Genomic DNA, 14398 nt, shown 5'->3' with positions numbered 1-14398 from the left:
CAGTCATGCCGAACCCAATCTCGCTTTGGCGAATTTCTGGAAGGCGCGGGCGCGGTGCGACAGCGCTGTCGGCTGCCCAGGCTTCCAGCCGTGCTTCTCCTCGGCGCTCATCTCGCCGAAGGTCTTTTCGAAGCCATCCGGCAAGAACACCGGATCATAGCCGAAGCCGAGCTCGCCGCGCGGCGGCCAGACCAGCGTGCCTTCGGCCTCGCCGCGATAATATTCCGCCTCGCCGTCGGGGAAGGCGAGGCAGATGACGGCGACAAAGCGGCCCTTGCGCTGCTCAGGCGTGGCGGCATCGACCTCCTGCAGCGCCACTTCGGTGCGCTGCATGGCCATGGCGAAATCGCGTGATCCATCCGGGGTTTCGGCCCAGTTGGCGGTGTAGACGCCCGGCGCGCCGTCGAGCGCATCGACGCAGAGGCCGGAATCGTCCGATAGTGCCGGCAGGCCGGTGGCCGTGGCGGCGGCAAATGCCTTGATGTAGGCGTTTTCCTCGAAAGTTGTGCCGGTTTCGTCCGGCTCCGGCAGACCATAGTCCTTGGCCGACTTCGCCTCGAAGCCGAACGGTCCCATCAAATCGGCGAATTCGCGCAGCTTGCCGGCATTGTGGCTGGCGACGACGATCTTCTTGCCATCAAGCGAATGAAGAGTTGGAGTATGCATCAAAAGCCCCAGATTCTCGGCTCGGCGAACTCGATCGAATTGCCCGAGGGGTCGCGTATATAGAGCGAACGGCCGCCTTGCGGCCATTCGAATTCGCTTTCGATGGCGATGTTTTTCGCCTGGAGACGCGCTTTCCAGGCTGCTAGCTCTTCGGCGCTGGCTGCAAAGCAGAGATGACCTTCGCCGACCGTGCCATGCGGCGGCACTTTCAGCCGGGCGTCGGGTGGAGGCGGGATCTTGGTCGCCTCGGCGTTGAAGATGAGCAGCACGCCCGGCCCGCAGCGGAAAAAGAGGTGGCGACCGTCGACCTTGCCGAGGAGGGTGAGGCCCAGGATGTCAGTGTAGAAGGCTTCGGCGGCGGCGAGGTCGGTGACGTAGAGCGCTGATTCCAGAATGGCTGAGGGTATCACGAGGCGCCCCCCTCTGCCCTGCCGGGCATCTCCCCCTCTAGGGGGGAGATCAGTGGCCATCGCGGCTTTCGCCAATCATTTGCGTTGCGGGATTGAGCGGGGCGCCAAAACCGCCAATCTCCCCCCTTGTGGGGGAGATGTCCGGCAGGACAGAGGGGGGCGCTCAAGCTCGGCATTTCGAAATTACGCGACCGCCATCTGCTGCAGGCTGACCAGCCGCGAAATGCCTTTCTTGGCTAGGCCCATCAAATCCGCGAACTGTGCTTCCGAAAAAGGCTCGCCCTCGGCGGTGCCCTGGATCTCGACGATGCCGCCCTTGCCGGTCATGACGAAATTGGCGTCGGTACCAGCCGAGGAATCCTCGAGATAATCGAGGTCGATGACCGGCTGGCCGTCATGGATGCCGCAGGAAATGGCCGCGACATGGTCCTTCAGCACTTTCGAAACACTGGCCATCTGCCGCGCTTCCATCCAGCGCAGGCAGTCATGCAGCGCCACCCAGCCGCCGGTGATCGAGGCGGTGCGAGTGCCGCCATCGGCCTGGATGACGTCGCAGTCGACGGTGATCTGCTGCTCGCCCAGCGCCTGCAGGTCGACCACGGCACGCAGCGAACGGCCGATGAGGCGCTGGATTTCCAGCGTGCGGCCGCCCTGCTTGCCGGCGGAAGCTTCGCGGCGCATGCGCTCGCCGGTCGAGCGCGGCAGCATGCCATATTCGGCCGTCACCCAGCCCTTGCCGGAATTGCGCATCCAGCCCGGCACCTTCTCTTCGAGGCTCGCCGTGCACAGGACATGGGTGTCGCCGAACTTCACCAGGCACGAGCCTTCGGCATGCTTGGAAACGCCGCGCTCGAAGGAGATGGCACGCATTTCGTCGAATTGGCGTTTGGAGGGGCGCATTCAGGCTTCTTTCTTGTCACTTTTTGGAATCTTGGCCGGCTTGTAGCCCCACGAAGCGCATGGCGCAAAGGAAAATGGCCTGACGGCCGCGACGCGGCACCAGCCGCCGCAAACATGCACCGATGGCCGCAAGCGCGGCACCGGGTTGCGCGGGCCTGGTGTGTGTCTATATCCTTGGGCTGGAGGTTTTTGGCCGCATGACCAAAGCAGTCGCCGAACCCAGTTTGCTGTCGCCCGCTCTTCAATCGCTGGATATGCGCTCACGCGATATCTTCCGGCGCATCGTCGATTCCTATCTCAGGGATGGCGAGCCGGTGGGGTCGCGCAGCCTGTCGCGCATTCTGCCGTCCTCGCTGTCGCCGGCCACCATCCGCAATGTGATGAGCGATCTCGAGCATCTCGGGCTGATCTATGCGCCGCACATATCGGCCGGACGGCTGCCGACGCAGGCGGGCCTGCGTTTCTTCGTCGATGCCTTCATGGAGCTTGGCGACCTCTCGGACGAGGAGCGCCGCACCATCGAGGCGCAGGTGCGGGCCTCCGGCTCGGGCGCGACGCTGGAGCACATGCTGACCGAGGCCAGCCAGATGCTGTCGGGCATGTCGCGTGGCGCCGGCCTGGTGCTGGCCGCCAAGAACGAGGTGGCGCTGAAGCATATCGAATTCATCCAGCTCGAGCCGACCAAGGCGCTGGCCGTGCTGGTGTCGCAGAATGGCGACGTCGAGAACCGCGTCGTCGAGCTGCCGGCCGGCATCACCGTCTCGCAACTGCACGAGGCCTCCAATTTCCTCAACGCCCATATTCGCGGCCGCACGCTGGCCGAGGCGCGCACCGAGATCGCCCGCATCAAGGAAGAGACGAGAGCGGCGCTGGACACGCTGTCACAGGACCTCGTCGAGAAGGGGCTGGCCGTGTGGGCGGGCGCCGAAAGCGGCCTGCCGGCGCGGCTCATCGTGCGCGGCCGCGCCAACCTGCTCGAAAACGTCACCGCCCAGGCGGACATCGAACTGCTGCGGCATCTGTTCGAGGACATGGAAACCCAGGACGGGCTGATCCAACTGCTTGACCTCGCCGAGCAGGGATCGGGCGTGCGCATCTTCATCGGCTCGGAAAACAAGCTGTTTTCGCTGTCGGGCTCGTCGCTGGTGGTGGCGCCCTATCGCGACAAGGATGCCCGCGTCGTCGGCGCGCTCGGCGTCATCGGTCCGACCCGGCTCAACTATGCCCGTATCGTACCGATGGTCGATTATACCGCGCAGCTGATATCGCGCATGCTTCGTTGAGCTGAGAACCGAGGAGAAAAAGAATGGCGCTCGAAGAATTCAAGGCCCGGATCAGCCTGCTGCTCGAGGAGATGGTCAACCAGCCGGAAGACCAGCACGAGATTCAGGAACAGCTGCGCGAAAAGCTGCGGGAAATGCGCGCCATGGGCCTGCCGTTGCCGGCCGATCTCGTCGCACTGGAAAAACGCCTCGACGACGATTTCTACGCCGCCGGGACATAGGCCGGAAAGCGGACTTCGCTTCCACCTCACCGTGCGTGGTGGAACCCGGGGGCGAGCCGGCCGTTGGTTTCCTTCGCGACCAGATGGAGGACAAGGTGATCCGATTGGCCGGGCTGGTGCTTCCCGCACTCTTTCTCACGTCGGCGGCATTCGCCCAGCAGGCGGACCAGCCGCTGCTGAAGGGCGCGGCCGCCTTCGGCGGCTGGCGCGCCGACAAACCTGGCGTGCGCCGGCTGATCAGGCCGGAAGACCTGCCAAGGCCTTTTGTCACCAAATCGGCCTCGAACAGCGCCGGCCTTGCCGACATGCCGGCAGACGCGAAGCCGCAATTGCCGCCTGGCTTTTCGGCCGAGCTGGTCGCGTCCGGCATCGACAATCCGCGCGTCGTGCGCGTAGCACCCAACGGCGACCTGTTCGTCGCCGATAGCGAAGCCAACCAGATCCGCGTCTACCGCCTGGCCAAGGGCAGCGCCAAGCCTAGCGAGCAAGGTATTTTCGCCGGCAATCTCAACCAGCCCTATGGCATTGCCTTCTATCCCCCCGGCAACGACCCGCAATGGGTCTATGTCGCCAACAGCGACAGCATCGTGCGCTTCGCCTACCGCAATGGCGCGTTGAAGGCATCGGGCGAACCCGAAACCATCGTCGACAACATTCCCTCGAACCATCACTGGACGCGCGACATCGTCTTTTCGCCTGACGGCAAGACGCTGTATCTGTCCGTCGGCTCCGGCTCGAATGTCGCCGAGGAAATGGACAAGGCGCCGAAGGGCGGCCTCGAAGCATGGGTGAAGGCGAAGCCGCTGGGTGCTGTTTGGGGCTCCGAGAACGGCCGCGCCGACGTGCAGGCCTTCGACCCGGACGGCAAGAACGGCCGCATCGTCGCCACCGGCTTGCGCAACTGTTCGGGCATGACCATCCAGCCGGCGACCGGGGCGCTATGGTGCGTCGTCAACGAGCGCGACGCGCTCGGCGACAATGTGCCCTTCGAATACGCCACCTCGGTCAAGGAAGGCGCCTTCTACGGCTGGCCCTGGTACTATATCGGCAACAATGAGGACCCGCGCCACAAGGACGCGCGCCCCGATCTCGCCGGCAAGGCAACCATTCCCGATGTGCTGATGCAGGCGCATTCGGCGCCGCTCAACATCGCCTTCTACGACGGTAAGGATTTGCCCGCCGACAGCAGTTTTCCCAAACAATACCAAGGCGATGCTTTCGTGGCTCTGCACGGTTCGTGGAATCGCGGCAACAGGACTGGCTACAAGGTCGTCCGGCTCAAGTTCAAGGATGGCAAGCCGACCGGCGAATACGAGGATTTCATGACCGGCTTCGTCGTCTCCAATGGCGAGGTGTGGGGCCGCCCGGTGGGTGTCACTATGGCGGCCGACGGCGCGCTGATCGTGACCGAGGATGGCAACGGCACCATCTGGCGCGTGACCTATGACGGCGGGCGGTCCTGACCGCATTTCGGCGTGGTGCAATCGAATTCCGGTTACAGGGAATATCCGCGAGCCTGCCATTGTGCGACAAGCCGCCGTCACAATGGCGTTCAACGGACGCAAGGTTCGATCATGACCCTCACCGGCTTTCTCGCCTACAGTGCCGCCCTTGGCATCGCCGCCGCCATTCCCGGCCCGGGCGTCACCGCGCTTGTCGCGCGGGCGCTCGGCTCGGGCTTTCGCTCGTCGCTGGCTATGTCCTTCGGCCTGATGCTGGGCGACCTCACCTATTTAACCGCCGTGGTGCTCGGCCTCGCCTTCGTCGCGCAGACCTTCGGCATGGTTTTCCTCGCCGTAAAATGGCTGGGCGTCGCCTATCTCGCTTTCCTCGGCTGGCGTTTCTGGACCGCTGGCATCACGCCGGAGACCGTCGAAGCGCGGAAGGGCAAGGGCGGCCTGGCATCGAGTTTCCTCGCCGGCCTGACCGTCACGCTCGGCAATCCGAAGACGATGATCTTCTACCTCGCCATCACGCCGACCATCGTCGACCTGAAGACCATCACGCTGGCCGACTACGGCATTCTCGCCGCGCTGACGGTGGTCGTGCTGTTCGTCGTGCTGGTGCCTTACCTGGCGCTCGCCGCCAAGGCGCGCTGGTTCCTGAAATCGCCACGCGCGCTGAAGCTGCTGAACCGCACGGCGGCCACGTTCATGGTTGGCGCGGCGGCGGCGATTGCCGCCCGGCAATAACGCCCCTCTCGCCAAAACATTCCTGATATTTGCGTTCCAGTGAAATGCCTTTCCGGGGCAAGGCTGTTTATGACACGGGCCTCACTCGGATATTTTCGAACGACAGCTTATGTTGCGCCGCTGAAAGCCCTATCTTGCCGGCAGGAATGCCAGTTGCCTGAAATCCTCCACTTGCCTGAAATTCTCACTTGCCTGAAATTCTGGGAGCGAAGCCAATGAACAAGCCCGTCACCTCCGCCCGCGTCCCCGGCCGCGGCCGTATCTACAATTCCATCACCGACACGATCGGCGACACGCCCCTGGTACGGCTCGACAAGTTCGCCAAGGAGAAAGGCATTGTCGCCAATCTCGTGGCCAAGCTCGAATTCTTCAACCCGATCGCCTCGGTCAAGGACCGCATCGGCGTGGCGATGATCGAGGCGCTGGAGGCCGCCGGCAAGATTTCGCCCGGCAAGACGACGCTGGTCGAACCGACCTCGGGCAATACCGGCATCGCGCTGGCCTTCGCCGCCGCAGCCAAGGGCTACAAGCTGATCCTGACCATGCCGGAGACGATGTCAGTCGAGCGCAGAAAGATGCTGGCGCTGCTCGGCGCCGAACTGGTGCTGACCGAAGGCCCGAAAGGCATGAAGGGCGCCATCGCCAAGGCCGACGAACTGGCCGCGACGATCCCCAACGCCATCATCCCGCAGCAGTTCGAAAACCCCGCCAATCCGGAAATCCACCGTACGACGACGGCCGAGGAGATCTGGAACGACACGCAGGGCGAAGTCGACATCTTCGTTGCCGGCATCGGCACCGGCGGCACCATTACCGGCGTCGGCCAGGTGCTGAAGAAGCGCAAGCCCTCCGTGCAGGTTGTCGCCGTCGAGCCGGAGGCTTCGCCGGTGCTGTCGGGTGGCCAGCCCGGCCCGCACAAGATCCAGGGCATTGGCGCCGGGTTCGCGCCAAAGATCCTCGACACCACGATCTATGACGAGATCGTCAAGGTTTCCAACGAGGATTCGGTCGCCAATGCCCGCCTCGTCGCCCGGCTCGAAGGCGTGCCGGTCGGCATCTCGTCGGGTGCGGCCCTGCAGGCGGCAATCGTCGTCGGCTCGCGGCCGGAGAACAAGGGCAAGACCCTGGTCGTGGTCATCCCGTCCTTTGCCGAACGCTATCTGTCGACGATCCTGTTCGAAGGGCTCGGCGCGTAAGCGGCCGCTTCTTGCTGGCCCGCTGAAAAACCGCCGGTGGCGCCCGCCACCGGCTTGAGCAGCGGACTGCTTCCGGTTCATATCGCTTCCGGCCCTCTCAGTCCGGGCCGGGGGAAAATTCGATGTACAAGCTCTATACCCGTCCCGGCAGCGGCGGCTTCGTTGTCGAGGCCGCCCTGGCGCTGGCGAATGTGCCGTTCGAGCAGATCGACGTGCCGAAGACCGATCGGCCCGATCCGGCCTTCCTCGACATCAGCCCGCTGAACCAGGTGCCGGTGCTGACCTTGCCGGACGGACGCTCGATCACCGAATCGGCGGCGATCTGCATCCTGCTTGCCGAGCGCCACCCCGACGCCGGCCTTGCGCCGGCGGTTGGCGCGCCGGCCCGCGCGGAGTTCCTGCGCTGGATGGCCTTCATGTCGTCGGTGCTCTACCCGGCGATCCTGCGGCTCTACTACGCCCATCGCTACACGGCCGACGCCGACGGCACGAAGGCCGTCAAGCAGGCGGCAGTCGCCGAGATGGACCGTGGCTTCGCCGTCGTCGACGCCGCTCTCAAAGGCCGTGACTGGCTGGTTGGCGAAGCAATGTCGCTGGCCGACATCTATCTCGTCATGCTGGTGGCCTGGCATCCCGACATCGAACACGCGCGGACAGCATGGCCAAACATTGAACGGCTCTGGGCCAAGCTGCGCGGCCATCCGTTGATGAAGACGCTCAACACTTCCCACGAGATGTGGCCGGGCTCGTTGCCCTGAAGGTCAGTTGCGCAGCGCTGCCCTTTTTCCCTGCAGGAACCGGCGCACCGCTGGATCGCGCTCGAGGCCGATGGCGCGATCATAGGCCTCGCTTGCCTGCGGCACCTGGCCGAGCCTGCCCAGGAGACCGGCGCGCGCCGCCCAATAGGGCTGATACTCATCGAGCCGCTTGTCGTCGCCCAGCACGTAAAGCGCAGCCAGCCCGGCCATGGCGCCCTCCGTTTCTGCCAGCGCCACGGCACCGTTGATCGCCACCACCGGCGATCCGGCGATCGAAAACAATGCGTCGTAGAGCGCGCGGATCGCCGCCCAGTCGGTACGGCCGGTCAACCGTCGCGCCGCATGCGCCGACTGAACGGCCGCCTCTAGCTGGTAGCGGCCGACGACGCCGCTCACCGCCGCGTGGGACAGAAGCGCCTCCGCCTCATCGATGAGGGCGCGGTCCCACAGGTCGCAATCCTGTTCGGCCAGCGGCACGAACTCGCCTTCGGCGCTGCGCCGGGCGGCGCGGCGCGCTTCGGCGAACAGCATCAGCGCCAGCAGGCCAAGCGCTTCCGGCTCTTGCGGCATCAGCGTCACCACCAGGCGGCCAAGCCAGATGCCTTCGGTGGCAAGGTTGCGCGCCCTGGTCTCGGTGCCGGCCGGGTCCGACCAGCCTTCGGCGAAAGCGGCGTAGATCGCCTCCAGCACGGCATCGAGCCGTTCGCCGAGTTCGGCCCGCTCCGGCACGCGGAATGGGATGCCGGTTTCGCGGATCCGGGCCTTGGCGCGCACCAGCCTCTGGCCCATCGTTGCCGGTGAGACCAGGAAGGCTGAAGCGATCGTGGCGGCATCGAAGCCGAGGATGGTCTGCAGGATCAACGGTGCGCGCACACCCGGCTCGATCGCCGGATGCGCGCAGGCAAACATCAGCCGCAAGCGTTCGTCGGGAAGGTCCTGGTCCGTCATGCGCGCCTCCACCTCTTCGGCGATCAGCTGGAGATGATCGCGGGCGGCCTCCCGGGTGAGCCGCCGCCGCACCGCGTCGACGCGTCGTCGCCGCGCCACGGCCAACAACCAGGCTTCCGGCTTTTCCGGCACGCCCGACTTCGGCCAGCGTTCGAGCGCCGCGGCAAAGGCGTCGGCCAGTGCATCCTCGGCGGCGGCGACGTCGCGCGTGCGCGCCGCCAGCCAGGCGACCAGCTTGCCGTAGCTCTGCCGGGCAGCGGCCTCGGCGGCCGCCCGCGCGATCTCCGGACGACTGTCCATCACAAGCTCATTTCTTGGGCATGTAGTCGGCCATTTCCCAGATCGGCCGCAACTCGACCGTACCAGTGCTGGCCGCCGGACAGCGCGCCGCCCATTCGATGGCGGTATCGATGTCAGCCGCCTCGATCATGTAGAAGCCGGCAAGCTGCTCCTTGGTGTCGGCGTAGGGGCCGTCGATCACGTTGGTCTTGCCGTCGGCGATCCGCACCGAGGTGGTCGCCTGGGTCGGGCGCAGCCTTTCGCCGGCCAGCCACGCGCCGGATTTCTTCAACGCCTCGGTATAGGCGCCATAGGCCGCGCTCATCTGCTGGGCCTTCTCGATCGGCGTGTTCGCCAGTACGGCTTCGTCATTGTTGATCAAAAGCATGTATCGCATGGGTCTTCTCCCGTGGTTCGAAGGCCGCGTCCTTGCGGGGCCACACGTATGTCGCGCGGCGGCAACCGATTTCGACATGTGCTGCGAGAAATCTTTCGGCCCTCATCGGGCAAGGTGCAAGCCTTCGCCACAGTCGACATGCCAGGAAGACGCGGCCGCTGCGCCAATCGCGGAAGCCCCTTCAGCGCATGCACATCGACTGCCCGCAAGAGAGCCTAAGCGCCTCCGGTTCGACCCAACCCGTCAAATGCCGGACTGGACACCTAGCCAAGGAACCGTCCTCTTAGCGCGGCCGGTGGAATCCCGCAGCTGTCCTTCCTGCCGAACAAGGCGTAGCGGTTTCTGGCGATGCTGATGTACAGCCCGTCGCGCAGCGGGCGCGGCAGCAGCAACAGCGCCTTCGCCACGCGCCACGGCCAACCAAGTTCCGACATGACGGCGACAAAGCTGTCGAGCTTCGTAAAGGCGACGCCGTCGATCAAGACCAAATTGGTTTCGTAAGCATCCGTGCGCAGCCCATGCTTCCTGAACAGCGCCTCGCCGAAGGGCGATTGCGCGGTGGCGAAGCGGAAACGGCGGTGGCGGTCGAGCCTTACCACCATGCGCACGAAACCGGAGCACAGCACGCAGACGCCGTCGAAGACGATCAGCGGATGGCTCACATCGAGGGACGTTTCAGCGGGAGGAGTGGGCTTGGTCGGACCTGCGTGGGACAGACTAGACTGGGAAAGGTCGGTCACGCGGGCCTCGGCTGCTCGTGTCCTGAGACACCAGGCCAGCCGGAGGCAGGATCAAAGACGTGGCGTTGTCGCACGCCGCCTGTCGCCCAGAGCCGGACGCTCGGAACGATAAGTCGTGGCACGGGTGTTGGCGCCCGGCCTGCAGATGCGGCTGTTGTGGCGGCTTTCGAATGTCATGGTCAGTGCGCGCCCAGCGAGGTGCCGCGACGGGCGCAGGCCGGGCCGGGGCCGCGCATGTAATAGCGCTCGGGCCGATAGGTCGGCGCGACGAATTCGCGGATGGCGGCGGCATAGCCGATGAGGTGCGTAAGGAAGTTCATTTACCCTGTCCCTGTCCCGATTTTCGGATGTCCCTTCCGAATTGCGAGAATGATAGCAACGAGGCGTGAATAGTCGGTGAACGCGATGTTAATTTTTGGTCGAAAACCCGTTGCTTCGTGGCCGGAATGCGGCTGATTCGGGGTCTTTCCGAGCCTTTTGTCGCCATTCCATCCAGTGTGACTTTTGCATCACATATGTTTCGTTTGAATGTCGCGCGCGCGCGCTTCTGTTTCAATTTATGGCCAGCGAGCGAATTTCCGTTCCGACCGCCAAATGGCTCGGGCGCGCCAGGACTTGCCTATTGTTCGGCGCAGGCGGAACTGGAGCTGGCCTTGGCCGTTCTCATCTTCATTCTGATCGCCGAAGGAAAATTGCCATGGCGCCGCGCCCGGCCTGGAAGGGTTATCTGAAGCTGTCGCTGGTCACTTGCGCGGTCGAGTTGACCAATGTCGTCACCCATACCGAAAAGGTTTCGTTCCGGGTGCTGAACCGCAAGACCGGCAACACGGTGAAGCGCATCTATGTCGACGCCGAGACCGGCAAGCCGTTGGGCGATGGCGACGAGATCAAGGGCTATGAGCTCGACGACGGCGATTTCGTCCGTATCGAGGAGGACGAGATCGAGGCGGTGCAGATCGAATCCTCGCACACGATGAGCCTCGACGGTTTCGTCGACAAAGCCTCGATCCAGCAGATCTATCTTGATACGCCCTATTATGTCGCGCCGGCCGACAAGGTTTCTGAGGAGGCTTTCGCCGTCATCCGCGATGCGATGGCAGGCAAGAAGATGGCTGGGCTGGCGCGCATCGTGCTCTACAACCGAGAACGGCCCGTGGTGATCGAGCCGCTTGGCAAGGGCATGGTGCTGACGACGCTGCGCTACGACAACACGGTGCGCCAGCCGGACAGCGTGTTCGGTGAGATCAAGGCGGTGAAGACCGACCAGGAAATGACCGATCTGGCCGAGCTGATTATCGACAAGAAGAAAGCAAAATTCGATCCGTCGAAATTCGACGACAAGTATGAAGATGCGCTGCTGGAGCTGATCCGGGCCAAGAAAGCCGGGCACAAGGCGCCGAAAGCCAAGGCGCCGCCGAAGCCTTCCAATGTCGTCAATCTATTCGACGCGCTGAAGAAGAGCCTGTCGTCGGATGCGAAGCCGTCGTCCGCCAAAGCCAAGCCGGCGGCCAAACGCGCCAAGCCGAAAGCCGCCGCGCCGAAACGCAAATCCGCCTGAGGACACCCAAGCAATGGCCAGCCTCGAACAATATCACGCCAAGCGCGATTTCAAGAAGACGTCCGAGCCGGCAGGCAAGGTTGCGCGGGCCGGGAAAAACGAAGCGGGCGGTATCTTCGTCATCCACAAACACGCGGCGACACGGCTGCATTACGACCTCCGCCTCGAGCATGGCGGCGTGCTGTGGAGCTGGGCGGTGACGCGAGGGCCTAGCCTCGATCCGCATGAAAAGCGTCTCGCCGTGCATGTCGAGGATCATCCGATCGACTACGCGCCGTTCGAGGGCACGATTCCGAAGGGCGAATATGGCGGCGGCTCGGTCATCGTCTGGGACGAGGGCACGTGGGTTCCTGAAACCAACCCGGCCAAGGCGATGAAGAAGGGCCATATCAGCTTCGAGCTCAAGGGCCACAAGCTGCACGGGCTGTGGCATCTGGTGCGGCTGAAACCCCGCCCGGGCGAAAAGCGCGACAACTGGCTGCTGATCAAGTCGGACGATGCGGCGGCGCGCCCTGGCGAGGATATTCTCAAGGAGGCGCCGCTATCGGTGAAGTCCGGGCTGACGATCGAAGAGGTCGGCGAGGGCAAAAGCGCCAAAGGCGAGAAGCCCGAAGTCTGGCACTCCAACAAGCCGGCAGCCGGCAAGGCGAAGCCCGGCAAGCGCCTCGACTTCATAGAACCGCAGCTCGCCACGCTGGGGCGGGATGCGCCCTCGGGCGAGGACTGGCTACACGAGGTGAAGTTCGACGGCTATCGCATGCAGGCGCAGATAGCAGGCACCGATGTGCGGCTTTTGACCCGCACTGGCCTCGACTGGACGGAGAAATTCGGCGGCGAGATCGTCGCGGAACTGGCAGCGCTGAAATGCAGCGATGCCATCGTCGACGGCGAGATCGTCGTGCTGGCCGACAGCGGCGTTTCTTCTTTCTCCCTGCTGCAGCAGGACCTGTCTGCCAACCGCACCAACCGATTCATCTACTACGTCTTTGACCTCATGCGCCTTGACGGCAAGGATCTGCGCCGCGAACCCCTGGTGGAGCGCAAGCAGGCCTTGCAGGATCTGCTGGGCAAACAGCCGGAGAATGCGGCGGTGCGTTTCTCCGACCACTTCTTTGATCCCGGCAAGATCATGCTGGAGCATGCCTGCCGCATGGGGCTGGAAGGCGTCGTCTCCAAACGCGCCGATGCGCCTTATCGCAGCGGGCGCGGCCCGACATGGGTCAAGTCGAAATGCACGGCGCGGCAGGAATTCGTCATCGGCGGCTATCTGCCATCGGACAAGACCGGGCGTGGCCTGCGCTCGCTGCTGGTCGGCTATTACGAAGCCGGCAAACTTCACTATGCCGGGCGAGTCGGCACCGGCTTCTCAGCCAAGGGCGCCAACGAACTCAAGAAGAGGCTCGATGCGCTGAAGGCGGCGGCTTCGCCCTTCGACGCGGCCGTACCCAAGGGAAAGGGGCTGGTCTGGGTGAAGCCGCAGCTTGTCGGCGAAGTGGAGTTCCGCAGCTGGACATCGGACCGTATAATACGCCATGCCTCGTTCCAGGGGCTGCGCGAGGACAAGCCGGCGGAGGACGTTGTGCAGGAAAAGCCCAAGGCAGCGACAGCCAAGGCAAGGCCGCCCTCAAGCGGCACCGGTACATCCGCCGGGACGATGACGACCAGCGTCAAACTCTCCCATCCCGACAAGCTGCTGTGGCCCGAGGAAAAGATTTCCAAGCAGGGCCTGCTCGACCATTACGCGCGGGTCTGGCCGCGCATGGAGCAGTTCGTCGTCAACCGGCCGCTCAGCCTGGTGCGCGCGCCGGACGGCGTCGGTGGCCCGCGTTTCTTCCAGAAACACGCCTCGGCCGGCATGAGCGACAAGATTGCCCGGATGAAGGACCCGACGGACGGCGAGGAGATCCTGTTCATCCGGGATTTCGACGGTGTCGCGGCGCTCGTTCAATACGGCGTGGTCGAGATCCACATCTGGGGCTGCATGATCGACAAGCTCGAACAGCCCGACCAGATCATTTTCGACCTCGACCCCGATGAAGGCGTCGATGTGAAAGCGGTGCGCGAGGCGGCGCTCGACATCAGGGCCAAGCTCGACGAATTGTCGCTGCCTAACTTCGTCAAGACATCGGGCGGAAAGGGCTATCACGTGCTGGTGCCGCTGAAGCCGTCGGCGGATTGGGAGGGGGTAAAGACCTTCGCCCATGATTTTGCCAAGGCGCTGGAGCAGGGTGCCCCCGACCGCTACACGGCGACGTTGTCGAAAAAGGCGCGCACCGGAAAGATCTTTGTCGACTATCTGCGCAATGGCCGGGGCTCGACCACGGTCGCGCCCTTTTCGTCGCGGGCCAAGAAGGGGGCTACGGTGTCGATGCCGGTGACCTGGGCCGAGATCGAGGCCGGCCTGGCACCAAATGCATTTCCGATCGGCGACAAGACGACGATGAAGCAGTTGACGGAAGCCGATCCGTGGGCGACGTTTTTCGAGGCGGCGAAGGTGTTGAAGCGGGGGTGAGCCTGTTCGACTTCGTCCTCGGAGGTCGCGGCATGGCAACTGTGTTCATGCGAAAGCTTTTTTGTCTCGAATGACGGCGTTGAGGACGACGAGGAGCTTCCTTGCGACGGCGATGATGGCGAGCTTCTTCGAGCCTGAGCGGACTGCGATGGCGGTATAGAAAGCTCTGAAGCGCTCACAAGCTCGGATGGCGCCGAGCGCAGCCATGTAGAGAGCACGGCGCACACGCGATCGGCCACCCTGGATCTGGCTCCTGCGGTTGAGCTTGCCGCTCTTGTTGTCGAAGGGGGCAAGGCCGGCGAGTGCGGCGATCGACTTGGGTGAGCGCAGGCCGAGCT

The 14398-nt window shown here is 64.1% G+C and carries 17 protein-coding genes; 9 read left to right on the top strand and 8 right to left on the bottom strand.

Going from position 1 to position 14398, the window contains the following annotated elements; translation table 11 throughout:
- Positions 1–3: 3 nt before the first annotated feature.
- The 3 genes from rdgB to rph all read right to left on the bottom strand — a co-directional run bounded on the left by rdgB (position 4) and on the right by rph (position 1976).
- A complete protein-coding gene (gene rdgB / locus A3AU_RS0126485) occupies positions 4–666 on the bottom strand; it encodes an RdgB/HAM1 family non-canonical purine NTP pyrophosphatase (protein WP_027055573.1) in 663 nt (220 codons plus the stop codon).
- Complete coding sequence (locus tag A3AU_RS0126480) at positions 666–1076, bottom strand: VOC family protein (protein WP_027055572.1); 411 nt, start codon at positions 1074–1076, stop codon at positions 666–668. The genes rdgB and A3AU_RS0126480 overlap by 1 nt, the downstream gene beginning before the upstream one ends.
- Positions 1077–1259: 183 nt before the next feature.
- On the bottom strand, positions 1260–1976 hold the full coding sequence (gene rph / locus A3AU_RS0126475) for a ribonuclease PH (protein WP_027055571.1): 717 nt from the start codon (positions 1974–1976) through the stop codon (positions 1260–1262).
- A gap of 197 nt (positions 1977–2173) precedes the next feature.
- Between rph and hrcA the strand changes: the two genes are divergently transcribed.
- From hrcA to A3AU_RS0126445, 6 genes are all read left to right on the top strand, one after another.
- Positions 2174–3259: a heat-inducible transcriptional repressor HrcA gene (gene hrcA, locus A3AU_RS0126470; protein ID WP_027055570.1), complete on the top strand. Its 1086-nt coding sequence runs from the start codon at positions 2174–2176 to the stop codon at positions 3257–3259.
- A 23-nt stretch (positions 3260–3282) separates the two neighbouring features.
- Positions 3283–3480, top strand: a complete 198-nt coding sequence (locus A3AU_RS0126465; RefSeq protein WP_013892036.1) for a hypothetical protein — start codon at positions 3283–3285, stop codon at positions 3478–3480.
- Between the two features lie 83 nt (positions 3481–3563).
- Positions 3564–4943, top strand: coding sequence for a PQQ-dependent sugar dehydrogenase (locus tag A3AU_RS0126460; RefSeq protein WP_032918199.1), 1380 nt, complete (start codon positions 3564–3566; stop codon positions 4941–4943).
- A 111-nt stretch (positions 4944–5054) separates the two neighbouring features.
- Complete coding sequence (locus A3AU_RS0126455; RefSeq protein ID WP_027055568.1) at positions 5055–5672, top strand: LysE family translocator; 618 nt, start codon at positions 5055–5057, stop codon at positions 5670–5672.
- A 215-nt stretch (positions 5673–5887) separates the two neighbouring features.
- Positions 5888–6868 (top strand): cysteine synthase A, encoded by a 981-nt coding sequence (gene cysK, locus A3AU_RS0126450; RefSeq protein WP_027055567.1) that lies wholly within the window; start codon positions 5888–5890, stop codon positions 6866–6868.
- 122 nt (positions 6869–6990) lie between these two features.
- A complete protein-coding gene (locus tag A3AU_RS0126445) occupies positions 6991–7626 on the top strand; it encodes a glutathione S-transferase family protein (RefSeq protein ID WP_027055566.1) in 636 nt (211 codons plus the stop codon).
- Positions 7627–7629: 3 nt separating this feature from the next.
- Here the strand turns inward: A3AU_RS0126445 and A3AU_RS0126440 are convergent, their stop codons facing one another.
- From A3AU_RS0126440 to A3AU_RS1000000139975, 4 genes are all read right to left on the bottom strand, one after another.
- The gene (locus tag A3AU_RS0126440) at positions 7630–8874 is read right to left on the bottom strand and encodes an RNA polymerase sigma factor (protein ID WP_027055565.1); all 1245 of its coding nucleotides are present in this window, start codon (positions 8872–8874) and stop codon (positions 7630–7632) included.
- Between the two features lie 7 nt (positions 8875–8881).
- Positions 8882–9250, bottom strand: coding sequence for a YciI family protein (locus A3AU_RS0126435; protein WP_027055564.1), 369 nt, complete (start codon positions 9248–9250; stop codon positions 8882–8884).
- 263 nt (positions 9251–9513) lie between these two features.
- Positions 9514–9912, bottom strand: a complete 399-nt coding sequence (locus A3AU_RS0126430) for a thiol-disulfide oxidoreductase DCC family protein (protein ID WP_051355477.1) — start codon at positions 9910–9912, stop codon at positions 9514–9516.
- Between the two features lie 257 nt (positions 9913–10169).
- On the bottom strand, positions 10170–10310 hold the full coding sequence (locus tag A3AU_RS1000000139975) for a hypothetical protein (protein WP_013892047.1): 141 nt from the start codon (positions 10308–10310) through the stop codon (positions 10170–10172).
- Positions 10311–10436: 126 nt separating this feature from the next.
- On the opposite strand from A3AU_RS1000000139975, the gene A3AU_RS0126420 reads away from it, so the two are divergent.
- From A3AU_RS0126420 to ligD, 3 genes are read left to right on the top strand one after another with little or no spacing between them, the layout of a single operon-like run.
- Entirely contained in the window at positions 10437–10721 is a 285-nt protein-coding gene (locus A3AU_RS0126420; protein WP_154674666.1) for a hypothetical protein, read from the top strand.
- Complete coding sequence (ku, locus tag A3AU_RS0126415) at positions 10688–11548, top strand: non-homologous end joining protein Ku (RefSeq protein WP_027055561.1); 861 nt, start codon at positions 10688–10690, stop codon at positions 11546–11548. The genes A3AU_RS0126420 and ku overlap by 34 nt, the downstream gene beginning before the upstream one ends.
- A 13-nt stretch (positions 11549–11561) precedes the next feature.
- Entirely contained in the window at positions 11562–14060 is a 2499-nt protein-coding gene (gene ligD, locus A3AU_RS0126410; protein ID WP_027055560.1) for a DNA ligase D, read from the top strand.
- Between the two features lie 45 nt (positions 14061–14105).
- On the opposite strand, the gene A3AU_RS0126405 is transcribed toward ligD, so the two are convergent.
- The coding region (locus tag A3AU_RS0126405) for a transposase (protein ID WP_027055559.1) at positions 14106–14398 on the bottom strand (293 nt) is incomplete at its 5' end.

This window comes from Mesorhizobium erdmanii USDA 3471 (assembly GCF_000472705.1).
Taxonomy (GTDB): Bacteria; Pseudomonadota; Alphaproteobacteria; order Rhizobiales; family Rhizobiaceae; genus Mesorhizobium; species Mesorhizobium erdmanii.
Note: the sequence above shows the minus strand (reverse complement) of the source record. Positions and strands in the feature narration are given on the sequence as shown.